The 20,659-nt window shown below is 70.5% G+C and carries 16 protein-coding genes; 12 read left to right on the top strand and 4 right to left on the bottom strand.

The window, feature by feature from the left end; all coding sequences use genetic code 11:
- Nucleotides 1–297: 297 nt before the first annotated feature.
- The 9 genes from PKF00_RS40365 (at nucleotide 298) to PKF00_RS40325 (ending at nucleotide 13,820) form a co-directional block, all read left to right on the top strand.
- A complete protein-coding gene (locus tag PKF00_RS40365; RefSeq protein WP_271223047.1) occupies nucleotides 298–696 on the top strand; it encodes a methyltransferase domain-containing protein in 399 nt (132 codons plus the stop codon).
- Nucleotides 686–1,312, top strand: coding sequence for a hypothetical protein (locus PKF00_RS40360; protein ID WP_271223046.1), 627 nt, complete (start codon nucleotides 686–688; stop codon nucleotides 1,310–1,312). The genes PKF00_RS40365 and PKF00_RS40360 overlap by 11 nt, the downstream gene beginning before the upstream one ends.
- Nucleotides 1,313–1,886: 574 nt before the next feature.
- On the top strand, nucleotides 1,887–2,069 hold the full coding sequence (locus PKF00_RS40355; RefSeq protein WP_271223045.1) for a hypothetical protein: 183 nt from the start codon (nucleotides 1,887–1,889) through the stop codon (nucleotides 2,067–2,069).
- A 142-nt stretch (nucleotides 2,070–2,211) separates the two neighbouring features.
- Nucleotides 2,212–3,573, top strand: a complete 1,362-nt coding sequence (locus tag PKF00_RS40350; protein WP_271223044.1) for an NsdA family TPR-like regulatory protein — start codon at nucleotides 2,212–2,214, stop codon at nucleotides 3,571–3,573.
- Nucleotides 3,574–4,337: 764 nt separating this feature from the next.
- The gene (locus tag PKF00_RS40345; RefSeq protein ID WP_271223043.1) at nucleotides 4,338–10,316 is read left to right on the top strand and encodes an RHS repeat-associated core domain-containing protein; all 5,979 of its coding nucleotides are present in this window, start codon (nucleotides 4,338–4,340) and stop codon (nucleotides 10,314–10,316) included.
- 25 nt (nucleotides 10,317–10,341) lie between these two features.
- Nucleotides 10,342–10,767 carry a hypothetical protein gene (locus tag PKF00_RS40340; RefSeq protein WP_271223042.1) on the top strand — a complete coding sequence of 142 codons (426 nt, stop codon included), beginning with the start codon at nucleotides 10,342–10,344 and terminating at the stop codon, nucleotides 10,765–10,767.
- 171 nt (nucleotides 10,768–10,938) lie between these two features.
- Nucleotides 10,939–12,408 carry a S41 family peptidase gene (locus PKF00_RS40335; RefSeq protein ID WP_271223041.1) on the top strand — a complete coding sequence of 490 codons (1,470 nt, stop codon included), beginning with the start codon at nucleotides 10,939–10,941 and terminating at the stop codon, nucleotides 12,406–12,408.
- 183 nt (nucleotides 12,409–12,591) lie between these two features.
- Entirely contained in the window at nucleotides 12,592–13,155 is a 564-nt protein-coding gene (locus PKF00_RS40330; RefSeq protein ID WP_271223040.1) for an I66 family serine proteinase inhibitor, read from the top strand.
- A 146-nt stretch (nucleotides 13,156–13,301) separates the two neighbouring features.
- Complete coding sequence (locus PKF00_RS40325) at nucleotides 13,302–13,820, top strand: RICIN domain-containing protein (RefSeq protein WP_271223039.1); 519 nt, start codon at nucleotides 13,302–13,304, stop codon at nucleotides 13,818–13,820.
- A 168-nt stretch (nucleotides 13,821–13,988) separates the two neighbouring features.
- Here the strand turns inward: PKF00_RS40325 and PKF00_RS40320 are convergent, their stop codons facing one another.
- Nucleotides 13,989–14,819, bottom strand: coding sequence for a helix-turn-helix transcriptional regulator (locus PKF00_RS40320; protein WP_271223038.1), 831 nt, complete (start codon nucleotides 14,817–14,819; stop codon nucleotides 13,989–13,991).
- 169 nt (nucleotides 14,820–14,988) lie between these two features.
- Between PKF00_RS40320 and PKF00_RS40315 the strand changes: the two genes are divergently transcribed.
- Nucleotides 14,989–15,939, top strand: a complete 951-nt coding sequence (locus PKF00_RS40315; protein ID WP_271223037.1) for an NADP-dependent oxidoreductase — start codon at nucleotides 14,989–14,991, stop codon at nucleotides 15,937–15,939.
- Nucleotides 15,940–16,009: 70 nt separating this feature from the next.
- Here the strand turns inward: PKF00_RS40315 and PKF00_RS40310 are convergent, their stop codons facing one another.
- From PKF00_RS40310 to PKF00_RS40300, 3 genes are read right to left on the bottom strand one after another with little or no spacing between them, the layout of a single operon-like run.
- On the bottom strand, nucleotides 16,010–17,167 hold the full coding sequence (locus PKF00_RS40310) for an acetyl-CoA C-acetyltransferase (RefSeq protein WP_271223036.1): 1,158 nt from the start codon (nucleotides 17,165–17,167) through the stop codon (nucleotides 16,010–16,012).
- A gap of 22 nt (nucleotides 17,168–17,189) precedes the next feature.
- A complete protein-coding gene (locus tag PKF00_RS40305; RefSeq protein ID WP_271223035.1) occupies nucleotides 17,190–17,807 on the bottom strand; it encodes a TetR/AcrR family transcriptional regulator in 618 nt (205 codons plus the stop codon).
- Between the two features lie 14 nt (nucleotides 17,808–17,821).
- Nucleotides 17,822–18,598: an SDR family oxidoreductase gene (locus tag PKF00_RS40300; RefSeq protein ID WP_271223034.1), complete on the bottom strand. Its 777-nt coding sequence runs from the start codon at nucleotides 18,596–18,598 to the stop codon at nucleotides 17,822–17,824.
- 103 nt (nucleotides 18,599–18,701) lie between these two features.
- Here PKF00_RS40300 and PKF00_RS40295 point away from each other — a divergent pair, with 103 nt between their 5' ends.
- Together PKF00_RS40295 and PKF00_RS40290 are read left to right on the top strand one after the other, a co-directional pair.
- Entirely contained in the window at nucleotides 18,702–19,541 is an 840-nt protein-coding gene (locus PKF00_RS40295; RefSeq protein ID WP_271223033.1) for an enoyl-CoA hydratase, read from the top strand.
- Complete coding sequence (locus PKF00_RS40290) at nucleotides 19,531–20,658, top strand: acyl-CoA dehydrogenase family protein (RefSeq protein WP_271223032.1); 1,128 nt, start codon at nucleotides 19,531–19,533, stop codon at nucleotides 20,656–20,658. Before PKF00_RS40295 ends, PKF00_RS40290 begins: the two co-directional genes overlap by 11 nt.
- Nucleotide 20,659 lies beyond the last annotated feature (1 nt).

Here is a 20,659-nt window from a genome sequence, read left to right as displayed (position 1 = left end):
CGGACACGCCGGACGTCTCGCCCGCCTGAGGGGTGACGGCCGCCTCCCGTGGGACCGGTCGCGGGGTTCGCGTCGTGTCCGCGTTCGGACCTGCCCTCTCCCTTGGAGACCCGCGGGACCCGACTCCGGGAAAGCAGGGGAACTCCAGGAAAGCCCTTACCGAAATATCTGGTTTTGTACGAATCACTAAAAAGAATGTTTCAACGCCCCAGCGCTTGTCGACGAAATCCATGAGATGCTGGCATTGCGTCTTCCGCACCGTCCGACACAGGACGGGAATCACTCACGGAATCAGACATGCACTCACAAATCGCGCATGCCTTTCATCAGCGCGCGGACAGTTATTCGCGCAGCGAGTGGCACGCGGAGCTCGCGGCCGACTTCGTCGCCTGGGCCGGACTCGAAGACGGCGACCGGGTTCTGGACGTCGGGGCGGGCACCGGATTCTCCACCTTCGCCGCCGCGAGATCGGTCGGCGTCGAGGGAAAGGTCGTGGGGCTGGACCTCTCCGAGGCCATGCTCAGGAAAGGCATAGAGTTCGGGCCCGACACCGATTTGTTCGACCTTGTCGTTGACAACTCCGGATTCATCACCGAGCCCAGCATCCAGGCCAGCGACCGTGGAGCAGCCGGGTTCGAACCCGTTTTCCATTCGGCGGTCACGCGGCTGGAGAAGATTAGAGCACATGCCAGTTGACGGGTGTTTTCTGTGTCTGACCGCGTCCGGCACCGCGGACATCTCCTGGACGGACAGACCGCTGTGGCTCGATCCCCGCCGGGGCCTGTTGCTGCCGGGCCTGGGCGGGCTCACCGTGGGATACGTCCTCCTCTCTCCGATCAGCCATGATCCGAGCCTCCGGGCGAGCGCCATGCGCCCCGACGACGGCCGCCACTTCGTGGAGTTCGTCGAGGAGGTCCTGGAGTTCCTCGGCGAGCGGCTGGGCGGCGATCTCACCTACTGGGAGCACGGCGGCGCCGACATCTCGGAGGAGCGTCAGTCGGCGTGCGTCGAGCACGCCCACCTCCACATCGCAGCGGGCCACCTCCCCCTGTCCACGCCGCCGGGGCACGTGGCCCACTCCGGGCTGGGGCAGGCCTTGACCTGGATGGCCGGCTCCGAGGACTCCAACCCGTATCTCCTGATGGGTCACACGTCAGGCTCCTGCTTCACCGGTCGCGACGCCGAGCCCTCCCAGTACTACCGGCGGGAGTGGGCTAAGATCGTCGGGCGTGACGACGAATGGGACTATCTCCTCTCAGGCTCCCCAGACGTCACACGGCGGACCATCGAGTCGATCCTGCTCCCGAGATGAAGAGCTAGCCGCCGGCCGTTCGCCTGCCCGCTGACGTCTACTACGTCTCCGTCGAACACGCCGTGCTCGGCGCCGCGATGGAGAAGATCGAGGAGCAGTTCCTCGACCTACTGGAGAACGGCGCCCAGGCCCAGGGGCTGCCCGAGGGATGTTACGCCGCGGGCCGGTACATGAACCCGTACAGCATCAATCACCGGGGCCTCCACGGGACCGCGGCCGCTCTCCTCGTGCTGTCGCGGAGCCCCCCGAGCCACGACAGGATCAAGTTCATCGAGGGACTGCTCAAGTACATCGGCGAACGCTCGGAGGCTGAGCACACGCTCGCCGACTCCGACCCGGACCGCTCGAGGCTGACCGCGCGCCTCGCCACCGAGTGGGACAACACCTTCAAGTGCGCCGACCTGCTCTACGCCCTGTCCGCCGCGCCCCCCCGTGGTCTCCGGCAGGGAGAGCCTCTCCGTGACCTCCTGGCCAGAGTCCAGAAGGGCCGCAGGCCCGACGGCGGCTGGGCCGTGAGCCTCGATCCGGCCGGGGAGGCCGATCGCTGTCGACCCTGGCCAACTGGGGCGTGCGCGTGCTGTACTCACGCGTCATCGCCGGGCTGGCGCTGCTGGGCGCGCTCGCGCTCGGCGGCTTCACCCTGTGGTCCTGGATCGCGGACGAGAAGATCCCGATGGCGGCCGTGGGCTCCAACCTCTTCGCGTCGGGCCTCCTGGCGGGCGGCGCGCTTCTGGTGCGCCACATGAAACGGCGTTAGGACCCGTCGGTGCGGTCACGGGAGGTGGCCGTTTCCGGACAGCGACGACCCTGCCCCTGAAAAGATCGCACACGACTGACTCCGGAGAGTGACAATCGGTGTGCCGGATGTCCTTACGGGTTCGGGGGTGACGGAGGTGGCGATGACGCCCAAAGACGACGCGAAGCCCGGGTGGGCGGTGCGGGTGCGGGCCGAGCGCAGGAACATGGGCTGGGACGTGCACACCATGGCGCGACGGCTGCGCGCGGCGGCCGGGGACGGCAGCCGTGACCTGCCCGACCACACCTCGCTGGTGCGCACGATCCGCCGCTGGGAGTCCGGCGAGATCACGATGCCGAGCGAGCGTTACCGGTTGCTGTACAGCCGGGCGACGGGCATCCCCGAGGCCATCCTGTTCGCACCGGCGGGGACATTGAGCCCCTACGACGGCACGGCGGACAATGAGGGCCGGACGTCTGGAGACGAGGGAGAAGGTGATCCCACGAACCGCCGTGACGTGCTGAGAGTGGGGCTGGCCGCCGCCATGGGCCGGGTCCTGGGCGACGCCGCCGACGAGGCCATGGAGTTCACCCGCCGAGCCAGCCAGACCGCCGTCGGCCGAGCCACCCTCGAACATCTTGAGGCCGTGGTCACCGATATCGCCACGAACGTCAACCGGAGTTCACCCGCCGACGTGTTCACGGTGGCTCGCGCCTACCGGCAACGCGTGGACCAGCTCATCCGCAGCCCACACACCTTGAAGGAGGGCTGCGAGCTGTTCGTGTACGCCGGTTGGCTCTCGCAGGAACTCGCCTGGCTGACCCACGAGCTGGGCAACCCCGCCGCCGCCCGCGCCTACGCCATCGACGCCTTCGAGCACGCCGACCAGGCCGGGCACGACGAGCTGTACGCGCACGCGGCCAACGCCCTGGCGTCCATCGCGATCCAGGACAAGCAGCCGGACCACGCGTTGTCGGCCGCACGGAAAGGTCTGGCCAGAGTGCCGGGCCGCCACATCCTGGCCGTACGGTTGAACACCCAGGCGGCCAGGGCCAACGCACAACTCAAGCAACGCGCGGAGTGCGAGTCACTGCTGCGGGCGGCCGAGGAGACCTACGAGCGGCTGCCGGGCAGCATGCCCGGACGGTTCGGCACCGATGCCGGGGCTTCGGCCGCCGCCCAGACGATCCCCAGTTACTCCGCCTTGGCGTGGCTCTCCCTGGGTGACTTCGACCGGTCCCGGAAGCAGTCGGAGATCGCCATCGCCGCGTACGAGGCGAAGCCTGCCGAGAGCCGGGTTCCGAGCAGTGAAGCCCTCACCCGGATCTACCTGGGTATCGCCCTGGCTCAGCTCGGCTCCCCGGAGGAGGCCATCGCGATGGGCGCGCAAGGCCTGGAATCACCACGCATGACCGCCCCCATCCGCTCCCGCGCGGCGCACCTCGACGAGATCCTCATGAGGCGCTACCCCGACATGAGCGAAGTGGAGAACTTCCACCAGCGCCGCCTGGCCCTGGCGACCTGAGAACGGGCGCACCACACGAACCGAGGCGGAGCGGCGCACACGGCCCCGCCTTGCTTCGTCATGCCTGTGCCTGCCGTGAGAAGCGGAAGCGAGAAAGCCGGAACCGGGCGTTTCCCTAAAAGCCGGATGACTGTTCCACACGTCACACCGTACCGCGCACGGCTCCAAGAAAGATCATTGTTTCCGGCCTCCATGAAACGACCGGACACTTCCCGAATCGGACTTCGCGCGGCGTCCCGTGTCCGGCGGCCACGAAAGACGGCCACGCCACACTGCTCACATGAACCCACAGGAACCGTCCGCACAGAACCCCACCTCTAGACGGTTTTCGGAACGATGCAAATTCATCATCAACCCAGCTCATCGGCTATTTTTCCGCACTTCACAAGCTCGGGAGTGAAATAATTTAGAAAGATTCAGTCTTTATAACGAAACGCCATCGGCGATACATAAGTCTTGCAATGTCCGATGTCGACTGCTTTCCTCGGATGCGCACCTGGATAGCTGATTCATTCGCTGCAGGTCCCTCCACGGGGGAGGTTTGAGCAATGCTCGCCATCAGTCGATTTCGTCATGCCCGAATTCTGATTCCACTGCTCGTCACAACGCTGGCGGCGTCGTTTCTGGCGGTGCCTGACCCGCCTCCGGCCGCCGCGGCGTCGCCACCCGTGCCGCGGGTGAAGGCGGGGACCGGGCCGGTCAACCGGCCGCTGCCGCCGGAAACACGCCCCGACAGAGCCGTCGAACCGAACGAACGACCTCCGGTGGTTCCCCTGGGCGCCAAGGCGGAGGGCAGGCCGGTCGAAGTGGACGGGGAGCGCTGGTCCTCCCTGACCGGAAAGGCCGCGAGGAAGGCGGCGGTGGACGACGGATTCGCCGACCTGTCGCTGCGGCCCGGCTACGTCCTGGGCGACACCTCGCTGGTGACCTACTTCGACACCGGTCAGGCGGACCCGTCGTGGACGGCCGCGCGGGTGCGGCTGTACGACGCCGAGTCGCAGACCGAGCAGACCTCCACACTCGTCACCCGGCAGGACCTGGGGACGTCGTACTGCGGCGGCGCAAGTGACTTCTGCCGGTCCTTCGGCTCGGCCGACGGCTGGATCCTGGACACCCGCAGGCAGTACTTCGTCACCGTCGCGGCGGTCTACGGCGACGGCCGCGAGGTCGTCTCCGCGCCGTCCGACCAGGCGGTTCCCCGGCACACCATCGACCCGCCGCCGATCCCGAACGAGCAGGCGTCGGGCTGCGGATGCGGCAACGCGCTGGCACTGACCGCGGCCGGGCAGGCCTCGCGCGGACTGGGGGTCAACACCGGGACCGGCGCGTACGTCCGGACCGAGCAGGACCTCACCATGGCCTCGTTCGGGCCGCGGTTCGCCACCTCCCGCACCTACTCGTCGATGAACCGGGGAGCGAGCCCGCTCGGTCCCGGCTGGGCCTGGTCCTACGACATGCGGGTGACCGCAGGCGAGGACGGCGTCGCGGCGGTGCGCGCCGAGGACGGCGCGCAGGCCAGGTACACCCCCCTCACCGACGGCGCGTACAGGCGACCGCCCGGGGTGCGCTCCACGCTGCGCAGGACCGACGGCGGGTGGGAGCTGACCACTCCCCGGCAGGTGCGCTACGCCTTCGACTCCCAGGGGCGGCTGACCTCGATCCGCAACGCGCGCGGGGTCGGCGTGCGGCTGGCCTACGAGGGCCTCGGCGTGAACATCACCGACGCCTCGGGCCGGGTGGCCGAGGTCAGGATCGAAGGCGGCCTGATCCGGGAGATCAAACTGCCCGACGGCCGGAACGTGAACTACTTCTACACCGCCGGACTCCTGTCGTCGGTGATCGACGCCCGCGGCTTCACCTGGAAGTACCGCTACCACGCCACCACCCTGCTGGCCCAGGTGGTCGACCCGCACAACGTGGCGATCGTCTCCAACGACTACGGCGACGACGGGCGGGTGACCGCCCAGCGTGACGGCCTGGGCAGGCAGACGACCTTCGCCTGGGACGCCGCCAAGCAGGAGGCCACCACGACCGACCCCGACGGGGTCGTGCTCTGGGACGGCTACCGGGGCAACTCGCTGGTCTACTCCCAGCGTGGCACCGGCGACTCCGACAACCACCGCTACGACCGGGACCTCAACCGCGACCTGGTGGTCAACGGCAAGCAGCACCAGCACGAGGCGACCTTCGACGCCAACGGCAACCGCCTGCAGACGAAGGCGCCCCAGCCTCTCGGTTTCTCCGAGAGGACCGAGTTCGACGAGCGCAACAACCCGACCACGCACACCGACGCCAACGGGCAGGTGTGGAAGGACACCTACAACGAGTTCAACGAGCTGGTGCGCAGTGTGGACCCGGAGGGCCACGACATCACGCACACCTACGACTCCCGCGGGTTGCGCACCTCGACCACCGACCAGCGGGGCAAGGTGACCCGGTTCGAGTACCTGCCCCAGGGCGGCCCGAACGCGGGTCTGATCAAGGCCTCCGTCTCCCCCGCCGGACGGCGCGGCGAGGTCGTCTACGACGCCACCGGGCGCAGGGTCGCCTCCGTCGACCCGCGCGGCACCGTGACCGGCGGCAACCGGGCGGCCTACACCACCCGCTACGCCTACGACGCGCAGGACCGGCTGACCAGCACGCTGGAGCCCGGCAAGAACGGGGCGTGGCGCAGCGGGTTCGACGAGACCGGCAGGCTGGTCCGGCGGCAGACCCCGACCGACGCCACCACCGACTACGAGTACTTCGCCAACGGGCTGCTCAAGACGGTCGACGACTCGCGGCGCACCACCTCCCACACCTACACCGACGCGGGGCGGAAGGCGTCGTCGAAGGTGCACCTGCGCACCCGGTCCCCCCTGACGACCACCTACGGCTACGACGGCAAGGGCCTGCTGAAGACGGTCACCTCGCCGCGCGGCAACGAGCCGGGCGCCAACCCCGCCGACTTCACCACCACCTACTTCTACGACGCCGACGACAACCCGATCCGGGTGCGGCACCCCTACCCCGGCGGCGGGTTCACCGACCGGGACATCAAGGTCGACGCCCTGGACCGCACGACGAACAGGACCGACGAACTGGGCAAGGAGTCGGCGTTCGGGCGGGACAACAACGGCAACGTCACCTCCACCGTCGACACGCTCGGCCGCAGGACCACCATGGGCTACGACCGCAGCGGCAGGCAGACCGAGATCAAGGACGCGGCGGGCAAGAGCACCCGCACCGAGTACGACGCCGCCGGCAACCGGATCAAGGAGACCAACGCCGAGGGCGGGGTGACCACCTGGGCCTACGACGACGACGGGCTGCTCGCCAGTGTGACCGAGCCGCGCGGCAACGTCGAGGGCGCCGACCCGGCGCGCTTCACCACCCGCTACGAGTACGACCAGGCGGGCAACCAGGTCAAGAGCGTCGACCCGCTCGGGCACACCACCGTCGCCGTCTACGACGCGAGCAACCGGACGACCTCGCTCACCGACGCCAAGGGGCGCACCACCCACCAGACCTACCGGGAGGACAACCTCCTGGCCACGGTGCACACCCCGGAGACGCCCTACAACCCGAACGACCCCACCGCCCGCTCGACCGTCTACACCTACAGCACCGACGGGCTGGTGGAGTCGGTGCGCGACCCGCTGGGCCGCTACACCCGGATGGCCTACGACGACGCCGGACGCGTCATCACCAAGGCCGATCCGCTGGCGCGGCGGGTCGAGGTCACCTACGACGCCGAGAGCAACCCGCTGACCGCGATCACGATCAACGGCCCCGAGTGGGTGAGCCCGGAACAGCGGCTCAAGCGGACCATCGTCAACGCCTATGACATCCTGGGGCGACGCACCAGGACCGCTCTGGGCTCGGAGGGGCCCGCCTACACCTTCGGCTACGACGCCAAGGACCGCACCACCTCCTACGGCGACCCCACCGGAGTGCGGGAGGTCGTCTACGACGACGAGGACCAGATCCGCAGTGTCACCCGCAGGACGGCGGGACAGGCGGACGAGACGTTCTCCTACGGCTACGACGAGCGCGGCAACGTCACCTCCCGCACCTACCCCGACGGCACCAGGGTGACGGCCGGATACGACGCGGACAGCCGCCTCACCGAGCAGCGGGTGACCGGCGGGATCGCGGGCGAGGGCGGCGCGGAGTGGCGCTTCGGCTACGACGTGGCCGGACGCCGCACGACCACCACCCTGCCGGAGGGCACCGGCCTCACCGAGAGGCGCGTCTACGACGACGCCGGACGCCTGACCGGCATCGCCACCGCGCGCGGCGACGCCGGCCCGGTCTCGGCGTTCGACCTCACCCTGGACCAGGCCGGCAACCCGACCAAGGTCGTCACCACCCGGGGCGATCGCAGCGAGTCGGTGTCCTACGCCTATGACACGGCGGACCGGGTCACCTCCGCCTGCTACTCGGCCACGAGCTGCGCCGCCGGCTCGCAGATGGCCGGGCGGATCGACTACGCCTACGACCTGATGGGCAACCGGCTCAGCCAGAAACGCACCGGCAGCGCGGGCAACGACACCACCGTCTACGCCTACGACGAGGCCGACCAGCTGATCCGGGAGACCGTGACCCGGCCCGGCTCCAGCGTCGCCCGCGACTTCGCCTACGACGTCAACGGCAACCAGGTCCGCGCGGGCGCCGACCGGTTCGAGTACAACCTCGACAACAGCCTTTCCAGGGCGACCGTCAACGGCAACACGACCGCCTTCGCCTACGACGCCACCGGCCTGCGCCTGTCGGCGACCAGCGCCGGGGCGGGCCGCACGGTCTCGGCCGTCCAGCGTTGGAGCTGGGACGTCAACGGCACCCTGCCCCAGATCGCCCTGGACACCACGACCGGCTCCAACGGAGCCGTCGTCGAGCGACAGGGCTTCACCTACGGCCTCGACGACGAGCCGCTCGCCCTGCTCGCCTCAGGCGGCGCCCATGTCTACACCCACGACTGGCTCGGCGGCATCGCCAACATGGTCTCGGCGACCGGTCAGGTCGAGGCGGGCTACGACTACGACCCGTTCGGCAACCCCCGGACCGGCACCACCCTGAGCGCCCAGGCCGGACGGGGGGACGCGGCCGCACCGGCGCGAGGAGCCGGAGCCGCCGGGCAGAGCGGATCCGGCGCACCCGACCGGGGCGCCTCGGCGGCCCCGGACAACCCGCTGAGGTTCACCGGCGCCTACCAGGACGACACCACCGGCGGCGGCAACTACTACCTGCGGGAACGCAACTACAACCCCGGCACCGGCCGTTTCGGCAGCACCGACCCCAGACCGACCGGCACCGCCGCGACCTCCGCCTACGCCTACGCCTCCAACAACCCGCTCGTCTACACCGACCCCACCGGGATGACGCCCGACAACGGGCCCACCGGCGGCGGGACCGCGCCCGGCCAGGAGGCCGTCCCCGGCCCCAGCCCCGAGGAGATCGCCAAGGCCCAGCAACTGCAGAGCAAGAGCGTGCTGGACGTCGTCCTGGAGGCGGGCGGCCAGATCCTCATGGAGATCATGGGGATCAACGACGTCCTGAACTGCCTCAAGGGCGACATCGGCGCCTGCGTGATGGCCGTGATCGGGGCACTGCCCTGGGGCAAGATCTTCAAGGCCAAGAAGATCGCCGAGGCGATCTGGCGCGCCGGCAAGGCCGTCTTCACCTTCTTCGAGGAGATCAAGTGGGCCAAGGCCATCCTGCGCGGCGCCGAACGCGCCGCCGAGGCGGCCAAGGCGGCGGCGGCGAAGGCCGCCAGAGCCGCGGCCGAGAAGGCCGCGGCGGCCAAGGCGGCGGCGGAGGCCTACGCGAAGAAGGTCGCCGCCGAGACCGCCGAGCGAGCCAAAGCCCTCGCCGCCAAGGCCAAGGCCAAGACGAAGCCCAAGGCCGCCTCGGACAGGCCCCGTGTCGACGCGCCGAGCTGCAAGGTCAGCAACAGCTTCGTCGCCGGCACCCCCGTTCTCATGGCCGACGGCACCGTCAAGCCCATCGAAAAGGTCGGCCTCGGCGAACTGGTCGTCGCCGCCGACCCGAAGACCGGTGAGACCGCGGCCAAGCCGGTCGTGCGACTGATCCTCGGCGACGGCGAGAAGAACCTGGTCCGCGTCACCGTCGACACCGACGGAGACAAGGGGGCGGCCACCGGCCAGGTGGTGGCGACCGACGGCCATCCGTTCTGGGTCGAAGACGAACACGCGTGGCTCACCGCCGACAGGCTCACGCCCGGCATGTGGCTGCGCACCGGCGCGGGAACCCACGTCCGGGTCACCGCGATCAGGAAGTGGACCACGCACGAACGCGTCCACAACTTCACCGTCGCCGACGTCCACACCTACCACGTGCTGGCCGGGGCCGCTCCGGTCCTCGTCCACAACTGTTCGCCCGAACTCGCGCGGTACGCGGACAGCCTTCCGCAGAACTCCAAGGAGATCGATGTCGTCGCCCGCCTGACGACGAAGCAGAATCCTCGCGGCTACTTTGGGCACAACATGGACCGAAGTGACATCGGAGCCGTCGACTACGAAGCGCGGCAGGCGATCGACGCGGCCGGGGGGCACCATATGGGATGCGCCGAGATCGGCTGCATAAGCGACGCGTTCGAAGCGGAGGACCCCCTGGAGGACGCGGTCATGGAGGCGGTGCACTTCGCTCCGGGAACGCCGTACCATCTCACGCCCATCGCTCCGTGCCCGGAGGCGTGTGAGTCGCTTCTGCCAAGACTGGGGATTCGGCTGTCGCTCGGATGAGCCGGATGTCGACGGGAGGTGTGAGGTGCCGGACAGTCGCGAACTGCACGATCTGCTGCGGACGGTTCGCAGTGGAGACGTGGAGTCGGCCACCGACGCGCTCTTTCACCTCAAGAACAGGATCTGTCCCCAGGGTGTGGCGGTGAGCGGGGAGACCGCCACCGCCCTGCCCGCCCTGATCGACGTCATCGTGTCCGGGAGGTCGATCGTCCGAGGCGAAGTGCTGCGACTCGTGGCCCGGATCTCCCGCGCGTCGCACGCCTGGCGGAACTCCGCCAGGCACGCCCGGCCCGAATACGCGGGGAACTACGTCGGGAGGATCGAGTGGGAGGTCGCGGTCGACCGCGCTTTCCGTGACGCCGTGCCGGTTCTCGTTCGGCTTGAGTCGGATGCCGAACCCGAGGTCGCGTCCATCGCGCACGACCTGGCCGAGCGGTACCGGAGGGACTGAGCCGCAGGGGAGTCGCGGTCGCCGACGGGACGGAAGGACGGATATACCAAAGTTCAATTCCGGCGAGACGGTCTACGACCCGGGTAGCCGGCGGTTTGCGCCTCCGGCACGAGGCCGGGACCCTGCGGCGGGACGATCCCCCGCGCCCTGACGGTCAATAGCGTCGTGGTCATGAAGATCAGAACGAGAACGGCCACGGCGTTGACCGCGGCTGCCGTGCTGGCGACCGCGGTGGCCACCGTGCCCCCGGCGTTCGCGGAACCCGTGACGACCGCGGGCGCCGTGGCGCGGGGGACACTGGACGGCGTCTGGAAGAGCGACGGGTACGGCATGGTGCTGGCGATCGAGGACGGGCGGCTGCGGCTGTACCAGACGACGTCGATCAGCTGTCTGCCGGCCGGCACCATGAAACGGCGCGGACCCGCCCGCGGCGGCACGGTGGCGTTCGGCGGGAGCGGCCTGCCCACGCTGACCCTGCGGGCCGACGGCCGTGACCGCGCGCGGGCCCGCTACACGGGCGCCCTGACGCCCCTCGGCCTCCTACGGCTGCGCGCCCTGCCCGAGCAGTGCTCCAAGCCCACCCCCAAGGACCCGGTGACGACCTTCGACGTCTTCTGGACGACCTTCGCCGAGAACTACCTCGACTTCGGGGCCAAGGGCGTCGACTGGCGGGCCGTACGGGACCGGTACCGGCCCCGGGTGAACGCGAACACGAGCGACGAGCGCCTGTTCGAGATCCTCACCGCCATGATCAAACCGCTTGGCGACGCCCACACCGGCGTCTCGTGGGACGACGAGCACTTCTATTTCGGCGGGCGTCCGGGCACGCGGGCGCACGAGCCGCTGGCGGAGCTGCGGGCCAGGGTCGACAAGGCGGTCGCCAGGAACCTGGGCGCCCCGCTGCGCACCTGGGCCAACGGGGAGGTGGGCTACGCCGACCTGCCCGACGGCCTGGGCTACCTGCGGGTCACGGGCATGGCGGGCTACACCAAGGGGGCCGGCGGTCTCGCCGCCGACCGGGCCGAGCTGGACCGGGCGCTCGACGCCGTGTTCACCGCCTCGCGCGTCCGCGACCTGCGCGGCCTGATCGTCGACGTCCGCTACAACACCGGCGGCTACGACGACCTCGGGCTGCGGATCGCCTCCCGTCTGACCGGCAGGCCCTACACCGCGTACACGAAGCGGGCGCGCAACCACCCCGCGGACCCGGCTCGTTTCACCCGGCCCGGCACGATCACGGTCAAACCCGCCCGCGCCCCGATCTACACCGGTCCGGTCGCCGTCCTGACCGGCGACCTGACCGTCAGCGCGGGCGAGACCTTCGTCATGGGACTGATGGAGCGCGGGCCCGAGCCGCTCAGGATCGGCGTCGAGACCCAGGGAGCCTTCTCCGACATCCTGAGCCGGACGCTGCCCAACGGCTGGCAGTTCGGCCTGTCCAACGAGGACTACCGCACCCGCGCGGGCAGGACGTTCGAGGGCGCGGGGATCCCGCCTCACGTCCGCACCCCGGTCTTCACCGACGAGGAACTCGACTCCGGACGCGACTCGGCCCTCGACGAGGCCCGCGCCCGGCTCAAGGCGGCGGGAACGGACGCGTCCACGGCCATCGGCACGGGGAAGGGCGCGGCCGCCCGCTGACCGCTGGGACGGCGTCCGCCGGGACCGGGAACGGCGGCGCGGGCCCGGGTGGAGGTGAGTACGGCAGCGTCACCCTGAGGCTACAGCGACCGAGCGTAATCGACTGCATCCTTTCTGTGATGTGTGGTGCCGGAGTGACTCGTCGCCCGGCACCCTCCGCCCTCGAGGAAAGACACAGAGGACATGCGCCTGACACGCGTCCGCCCGACCGTCCTGGCCGCCCTTCTGGCCGCCCTCCTGGCCGCCGTCCTGGCTCCCGGGCCGCCCGCCGCCTCCGCCGACGGCGCGGACCTGGTCTCCCTCCCGTCCAGGGTCGTTCTCAGGATCGGCGGAGCACACGTGGTGAACATCCATGACAGGGTCTTCGCCGCCCTGCTGCCCGCGCCTCCCGCCACCGGGTTCCGCGTCATCCGCGCCTCCGGCGGCGTCCGCCTCCAGGACGAGAACACCGGCGGCCTGGTCTACGCCTCCACCACCGAGCCCTTCACCCAGCTCCTGGTGAGCGAGCCCGACCAGGCGCCCCCCAACTCGGTCTTCGCCGTGGAGTCTCCCCCCTCGGACGAGGCGGACGACCTCACGCCGGAAGAGGCCGACGACGTGGCCTGGATCGCCACGATCAGACTGGCCGGCACCGACCAGTACATCGGACGGCACTTCGCCGAGGACCGCAGCCTGCTGCCCAAGAAGGTCCTGCTGCTTCCTCCGGGCGTTCACGCCCCGCTGTTCGTCATCCAGCCCGCGGGCTGACTCCCGCCCTGCCCCGCGGGCCCGTCAAGGACCGCCCGCGCCGACTCCGGGAACGGACCGGCGCGGATGTCTCCCGGCTCGCCTCCACGTGCGACGGCTGTGGCGTCGGCGCGGCGAGCCCGTCATCCTCATGAAAGGGGAACCCCATGCACGGCAAGTCTCTCAACCGCCTGCTGGCCGCGACGGTGGTCGGCGCGGCCGCGCTGACGGCGGCGGCGGTCGCGCCGGCGTCGGCCGCCCAGGTCGCGCGGCAGGCCCCGGTGTGCCTGGACGCCACCAACGACTGGGCCAACAACACCGACGTCCGGCTCTGGACCTGCCTGAACCACCGCAACCAGAAATGGACCGTCCAGAGCGGCCAGATCAAACTGGACGCCACCATCGGCACCGACCGCGAGGTCTGCCTGGACGCCACCAACGACTGGGCCAACAACACCAAGGTCCGGCTCTGGACCTGCCTGAACCACCGCAACCAGAAATGGACCGTCCAGGACGGCCAGATCAAACTGGACGCCACCATCGGCACCGACCGCGAGGTCTGCCTGGACGCCACCAACGACTGGGCCAACAACACCAAGGTCCGGCTCTGGACCTGCCTGAACCACCGCAACCAGAAATGGACCGTCCAGAGCGGCCAGATCAAACTGGACGCCACCCTCTCCTGACGTGCGCGGCTGTGCCCTGATCTCCGCTGCTCAGGGCACAGCCGGACTTCCTCGGTGAGCGCCCGGGCGGGCCCGCCCCCGGATCCTCGGCCACGTCCTTCCCGCACGGGCGCTCTCCTGCCGCCGGATGCGGCGGTGCGGGGCGGGCGCCCTGCCCGGGAAGCGCGGTCATCCGGCGTCCGGGGCGCCCTGCGGGGTGGTGAAGATCCGCAGACGCTGGTCGGAGGCGGGGGTGAGCAGCGTCTCCACGTCGAACTCGAGCGTTCCGGTCGTGGGATGCCGCATCCGGATCCGGTAGTTCCGGTAGAGGCCGACCTCGTGCAGCTCCCACAGCGCGGCGAACTCGTCGCTGCGCGCCCGCAGCCGCCGGACCAGGTGCGTCGAGGCCGCGTCGCCGCCTCGTCTGGCGACGGCCGCGCGCAGGTCGGCGACCTGATGATGGCTGCAGCGCTTCCACTCCTCCGCCGTGTAGGGCTCCCGTATCCGGGGGTCGGTGAACCAGGCCCACACGACGTTGGCGTCCTCGCCGTCGACCCTGCACACGGGATCGAACAGAGCCTTCGCCTTCGCGTTCTGCGCGAGCAGGTATCCCAGGTCGTTGACCACCTGGACCGGGGTGTCCCGCAGCTGCTCCAGCAGGTGACGCATCCCAGGAGCGATCTTCTCTCCGGCGGGACGGGCGAGGGGCGGGTGGTGGCCGGAGAGCAGGTACAGATGGTCGCGCTCGTCGTCGCTGAGCCGCAGCGCCCGCGCGAGCGCGGCGAGCATCTGCGTCGACGGCTGCGGACTGCGGGCCTGCTCGATGCGCATGTAGTAGTCGGAGGACATGCCGGACAACTGGGCGACCTCCTCGCGCCGGAGGCCCGGCGTGCGGCGGCGGGGCCCCTCGGGCAGCCCCACGTCGGAGGGCCGCAGCCGTCCGCGGGACCGGCGCAGGAAGTCGGCGAGATCCACCCTGTTCATGTCGTTCATCACCACGCCGAACACTCCGCTCCGCACCGGGATTCCCAGTTTCCATACCAGGATTGTGGATCCTAGGGAAAGCGCTCCGCTCCTCACCGTCCGCGCGAGGTGGCAGCGTCGTCGGCACGGGAGGCACGGCGTGCCGCCCGCTCCCCTCCGTCCAGGGCGCACTGCCGCCCCCGAGCGAAACCCAGGGCGATCAACCATGTCTGACTCGAGTGTTTCCACCGACGTCCCGGCCGACGCCAGGTCGATCGTGTTCTCCTCGTACGGCGAGCCCGAGGAGCTGCGGCTCGCCGAGGCCCCCGTCCCCTCCCCCGGCCCCGGCCAGGTGCTGCTGCGGGTTCACGCCGCCGGGGTCAACCCGGTCGACTGGAAGATCCGCGCGGGCCTGCTGAAGGACTTCTTCCCGGTGAGCCTGCCGCACGTCCTGGGCGTCGAGGCGGCCGGTGTGGTCGTGGCCGTCGGAGAGGGCGTCACCGCCCGGTCCGTCGGCGACGAGGTGTTCGGGCCGGTCTCGGGCGCGTACGCCGAGTACGCCCTGGCGGGCGCGGACCGGCTCGGGGCCAAGCCCGCCGACCTGGACTGGGGGGCGGCGTCGGGGCTGCACTCGTCCGCCGAGACGGCCTACCGCACGCTGGAACTCCTCAAGGTCACCGCCGGTGACACCCTGCTGGTCCACGGGGCGGCGGGCAGCGTCGGCGGCCTCGTCGTCCAGTTCGCGGTCGCGGCGGGCGCCCGTGTGGTCGCAACGGCGAGCGAGGCCAACCACGACTACCTGCGTGAGCTGGGCGCGGTCCCCGTCAGCTACGGCGAGGGGGTGTTCGACCGGATCCGCGAGGCCGCGCCCGACGGCGTGGACGCCGCGCTGGACGCCGTCGGCGGCGCCGTGGCCGGTTCCGTCGAACTGCTCGGCGGACCCGAGCGGGTGGTCAGCATCGTGGACCCGGTGGAGGCGGAGTCCGCCGGCGCGCGTTTCACCGGGGGCGGCGACGCGGACTACACCGCCCAGGCCCTGGAGCGGGCTCTCGCCCTGCACGCCGCCGGGACGCTGCGTCTGCCGATCCGCGCGACCTTCCCGCTGGCCGAGGCGGCCGAGGCGCACCGGCTCAGCGCGCGGGGGCACGGCCGCGGGAAGATCGTCCTGATCCCGTGAGCGCGGCCCGGGCCCCTCGCGCTCACGCGCCGTGGAGCCCGGGTCCGCCGGACGTCACGCCCTGGTCGGGTCAGAGGCGTTCGATGACGGTGACGTTGGCCTGGCCGCCGCCCTCGCACATCGTCTGCAGGCCGTACCTGCCGCCGGTGCGCTCGAGCTCGTGGAGCAGGGTGGTCGTCAGCCTGGAGCCGGTGGCGCCGAGGGGATGGCCGAGGGCGATGGCGCCGCCGTTGGGGTTGACGCGCGCCGGGTCGGCTCCGGTCTCCTTCAGCCAGGCCAGCACCACGGAGGCGAACGCCTCGTTGATCTCGACCGCGGCCATGTCGTCGATCGACATGCCGGACTTCTTCAGCGCGTACGCGGTGGCGGGGATGGGCGCCGACAGCATCCGGATCGGGTCCTCACCGCGCGCCGAGATGTGGTGGATGCGGGCGCGGGGGCGCAGGCCGTGGACCTTCACCGCCTCCTCCGAGGCGATCAGCAGGGCCGCGGCGCCGTCGGAGATCTGCGAGGCCACGGCGGCGGTCAGCCGGCCGCCCTCCTGCAGGAGCTTCAGCCCGGCCATCTTCTCCAGCGTGGTGTCCCTGCGCGGGCCCTCGTCGGCCGAGACTCCCTCGAGCGGGGCGATCTCACGCTCGAACCGGCCCTCGTCGATCGCCTGGATCGCCCGCCGGTGCGACTCGTAGGCGAAGGCCTCCATGTCGGCGCGGGAGATGTCCCAGTGCTCGGCGATCATCTCGGCGCCCCTGAACTGGGAGACGTCCTGGTTGCCGTAACGGGCCTGCCAGCCGCGCGAGCCCACGTACGGCCCGTCGGTCAGGCCGAGCGGCTCGGTCGCGCCGCGCGAGGCGTAGGCGATGGGGATCATCGACATGTTCTGCACGCCGCCCGCGACCACGAGGTCGGTGGTGCCCGACATCACGGCCTGCGCGGCGAAGTGCAGCGCCTGCTGGGAGGAACCGCACTGGCGGTCGACGGTGACGCCCGGCACCTCCTCGGGCAGCCCGGCCGCCAGCCAGCAGGTGCGGGCGATGTCGCCCGCCTGCGGACCGACCGTGTCGAGGCAGCCGAAGATCACGTCTTCCACCGCCGCCGGGTCGATTCCCGAACGCTCCACCAGCGCCTTCAGCGCGTGCGCGCCCAGGTCGGCGGGGTGCACCCCGGACAGGCCGCCGCCGCGCCTGCCCACGGGGGTGCGCACCGCTTCGACGATGTAGGCCTCCGCCATCGAAAACTCCTTAGGTCGATCCTTAGGTCGAGAGGATCCCTTCCAGGATCATCACGAGGTACTGCCTGGCGATCTCGTCCGCCGACAGACGGCCGTCGCTCCGGTACCAGCTCGCGGCCACCCAGACGGTGTCGCGGATGAACCGGTAGATCAGGCCGGTGTCGAGGTCTGCGCGGAAGGCGCCCTCGAGGACGCCCCGGTCCAGCACCGACAGCCACATCTCCCTGAAGCGCCGCTGCGAGTCGAGGAGATAGGAGAAGCGCGGATTCGCCGCCAGATGCTTGGATTCGTTTTGGTAGATCACCACCGCCGGGCGGTAGCGGTCGATCGAGCGGAACGACTCGGCGATCAACGCCTGGAAGGTCTCCCGCGCCCCGAGCCCCGACTCGAGGACCTGGTCATAGGACGCCCACAGGTCGGTGAGGAAGGTCGAGAGGATCTCGTCGGCCATCGACTCCTTGGAGTCGAAGTGGTAGTAGAGGCTGCCGCCGAGCATGCCCGCCGCGTCCGCCACCTCCCTGACGGTGGTCGAGGCGTACCCTCGCGACGCGAAGACCTCCGCCGCCGTGGCGAGCAGCTCGGCCCGCCGCTCGGCCCGCGCGGCGGCGGTGCTCTCTGAGTCTCTGCGTCGTGGGCTCATGGGGTGTCAACCTCTCAGGGGTGCTGGCTGGAGACGGAGACGACCTCTCCGGTCATGTAGGAGGAGTAGTCGCTCGCGAGGAAGACGATAACGTTGGCGACCTCCCACGGTTCGGCGTACCGTCCGAGGGCCTCCCGCTTGGTGAGCTCGGCCAGCAGGTCCTCCGTGGTCACCTTCGCCAGGTGCGGGTGCATGGCCAGCGAGGGGGCGACGGCGTTGACCCGCACGCCGTACGGCGCCGCCTCAATCGCCGCGCACCTGGTCAGCGCCATGACCCCGGCCTTGGCCGCCGCGTAGTGGGCCTGGCCCTCCTGGGCCCGCCAGCCGATCACCGAGGCGTTGTTCACGATGACGCCTCCGCCTCTGGGCTGCATGCGGACCAGCGCGGCCCTGGTGCAGCGCATGGTGCCGTTGAGCGTCACGTCGAGCACCCGGCTCCACTGCTCGTCGGTCATCTCGGTGAGCCTGGCCGTGCCGCCGAGCCCGGCGTTGTTGACCACCACGTCGACGGGGCCGAGGCGCTCCTCCGCGACCGCGAACAGGTTCTGGACCTGCTCCTCCGAGGTCACGTCGCAGGTCACCGCGGTCACCGCGTCCGGGCCGAACTCCTTCTCCAGGACCGCCAGGCTCTCCAGGAGGCGCCGTTCGTGGGCGTCGCTGATCACCACGCGGGCGCCCTCCTCGAGCATGCGGCGGGCGCAGGCTCCGCCGATGCCGGTGCCCGCGGCAGCGGTCACCAGGGCTGTCCTGCCGCGCAGCAGGCCGTGGCCCGGGACATAGGACGGCTTCATCTCCACGCCTCCGCACCGAAGGACGCGCAGGCCGGGTCCTTCTCGTTGAGCTTCACGTGGTTTACTCTACCAAACAATTGTTAGAAAGAATGAGGGGGTCCCGATGACCGTCGTACGCTACGAACGGCGCGGGTCCGTGGCGGTGGTGACCATGAACCGCCCGGAGTACCGCAACGCGCAGAACTCCGCCATGACCTACGCCCTGGACGAGGCCTTCTACCGGGCCGCCGCCGACGACGAGGTCAAGGTGATCGTCCTGGCCGGTGAGGGCGAGCACTTCTCCGCCGGGCACGACATCGGCAGCCCCGGACGCGACGCGCACGTCTCCTTCGAGCGCAGGGCGGGGCTGTGGTGGGACCACGTCGGCAGGCAGGGAGCCGAGAGCCGCTTCGCCCGCGAGTCCGAGGTGTACCTCGGGATGTGCCGCAGGTGGCGGGAGATCCCCAAGCCGGTGATCGCGATGGTGCAGGGCGCGTGCGTCGCCGGAGGGCTCATGCTCGCCTGGGTGTGCGACCTGATCGTCGCCTCGGAGGACGCGTTCTTCGCCGACCCCGTGGTGCGGATGGGCATCCCCGGCGTCGAGTACTTCGCCCACCCCTGGGTGATGCCGCCGCGCGTCGCCAAGGAGTTCCTCTACACCGGTGACCGGATGCCCGCCCGCCGCGCCCACGAGGTCGGGATGGTCAACCGGGTCGTGCCCCGCGACTCGCTGGAGGCCGAGACCTTCGCGCTGGCCGAGCGGATCGCCGCCATGCCGCGTATGGGCCTCGCGCTGACCAAGAAGGCCGTGAACCAGGCCGAGGACCTGCAGGGCATGCACGCGGGAATGGACTCGGTCTTCGGCCTGCACCACCTCGCCCACGCCCACAACGCGGAGACCTCCGCCGACCCCCTGGCAGGCATGACCCCCAAGAGCATGAAGGCGGCCGCCGATGAATCTTGACCTGTCGTCCGTCGAGCCGTTCCGCGCCGAGGTGCGGGACTGGCTGCGCGCCCACGTCCCCGCCGCTCCCCTGCCCTCGCTGGAGATCGAGGAGGGCTTCGCCGCCCACCGCGCGTGGGAGCGGGAGCTGTCCGAGGCGCGGCTCTCGGTCGTCTCCTGGCCCGCCAGGTACGGCGGGCGGGACGCGTCCCCGCTGGAGTGGCTCATCTTCGAGGAGGAGTACTACGCGGCGGGGGCCCCGGGCCGGGTCAGCCAGAACGGCATCAACCTGCTCGCCCCGACCCTCTTCCAGCACGGCACCCCCGAGCAGCTCGACCGCGTCCTGCCGTCGATGGCCTCGGGAGAGGTCATCTGGGCCCAGGCCTGGTCGGAGCCGGGCGCGGGCAGCGACCTGGCCGCGCTGCGCGCCACCGCGACCCGCGCCGACGGCGGCTGGCTGCTGAACGGCCAGAAGACGTGGAGCTCACGCGCCGCCTTCGCCGACTGGGGGTTCGGCCCGTTCCGCTCCGACCCGGAGGCCGGGCGGCACCACGGCCTGACCTATCTGATGTTCCCGCTGGACGCCGAGGGGATCACCCGGCGGCCCATCGGCCGCATCGACGGCAAGCCCGCCTTCGCCGAACTGTTCTTCGACGACGTGTTCGTGCCCGACCAGGACGTCGTCGGCACGCCCGGTGAGGGCTGGCGGGTCGCGATGAGCACGACGGGCAACGAGCGCGGGCTCACGCTGCGCAGCCCGGGACGCTTCCTCGCCGCCGCCGACCGGCTGGTCGACCTGTGGCGTGAACGCGCCGACCCCGCCGACACCGCGCTCCGCGACCGGGTGGCCGACGCGTGGATCAAGGCCCACGCCTACCGGCTCAAGGGCTTCGAGACCGTCTCGCGCACCGAGGACGTCGGCGCCGAGTCCAGCATCAACAAGATCTTCTGGTCCGAGCTGGACGTGGCGCTGCACGAGGCGGCGCTCGACCTGCTGGGCCCCGACGGCGAGCTCGACGGCGAATGGCTGGAGGGCTACGTCTTCTCCCTCGCGGGCCCGATCTACGCGGGCACCAACGAGATCCAGCGCAACGTCATCGCCGAACGCGTGCTCGGCCTGCCCAGGGCCTCGAAGTGAC

The sequence above is a fragment of the Streptosporangium carneum genome, assembly GCF_027922005.1.
GTDB lineage: Bacteria > Actinomycetota > Actinomycetes > Streptosporangiales > Streptosporangiaceae > Streptosporangium > Streptosporangium carneum.
Note: the sequence above shows the minus strand (reverse complement) of the source record. Positions and strands in the feature narration are given on the sequence as shown.

Coding starts and splice junctions, on each gene's coding strand:
- PKF00_RS40335 (WP_271223041.1), top strand. CDS start 10,939: ATGAAGATCAGAACGAGAACGGCCACGGCGTTGACCGCGGCTGCCGTG.
- PKF00_RS40330 (WP_271223040.1), top strand. CDS start 12,592: ATGCGCCTGACACGCGTCCGCCCGACCGTCCTGGCCGCCCTTCTGGCC.
- PKF00_RS40310 (WP_271223036.1), bottom strand. CDS start 17,167: ATGGCGGAGGCCTACATCGTCGAAGCGGTGCGCACCCCCGTGGGCAGG.
- PKF00_RS40365 (WP_271223047.1), top strand. CDS start 298: ATGCACTCACAAATCGCGCATGCCTTTCATCAGCGCGCGGACAGTTAT.
- PKF00_RS40315 (WP_271223037.1), top strand. CDS start 14,989: ATGTCTGACTCGAGTGTTTCCACCGACGTCCCGGCCGACGCCAGGTCG.
- PKF00_RS40295 (WP_271223033.1), top strand. CDS start 18,702: ATGACCGTCGTACGCTACGAACGGCGCGGGTCCGTGGCGGTGGTGACC.
- PKF00_RS40290 (WP_271223032.1), top strand. CDS start 19,531: ATGAATCTTGACCTGTCGTCCGTCGAGCCGTTCCGCGCCGAGGTGCGG.
- PKF00_RS40350 (WP_271223044.1), top strand. CDS start 2,212: ATGACGCCCAAAGACGACGCGAAGCCCGGGTGGGCGGTGCGGGTGCGG.
- PKF00_RS40305 (WP_271223035.1), bottom strand. CDS start 17,807: ATGAGCCCACGACGCAGAGACTCAGAGAGCACCGCCGCCGCGCGGGCC.
- PKF00_RS40300 (WP_271223034.1), bottom strand. CDS start 18,598: ATGAAGCCGTCCTATGTCCCGGGCCACGGCCTGCTGCGCGGCAGGACA.
- PKF00_RS40325 (WP_271223039.1), top strand. CDS start 13,302: ATGCACGGCAAGTCTCTCAACCGCCTGCTGGCCGCGACGGTGGTCGGC.
- PKF00_RS40360 (WP_271223046.1), top strand. CDS start 686: ATGCCAGTTGACGGGTGTTTTCTGTGTCTGACCGCGTCCGGCACCGCG.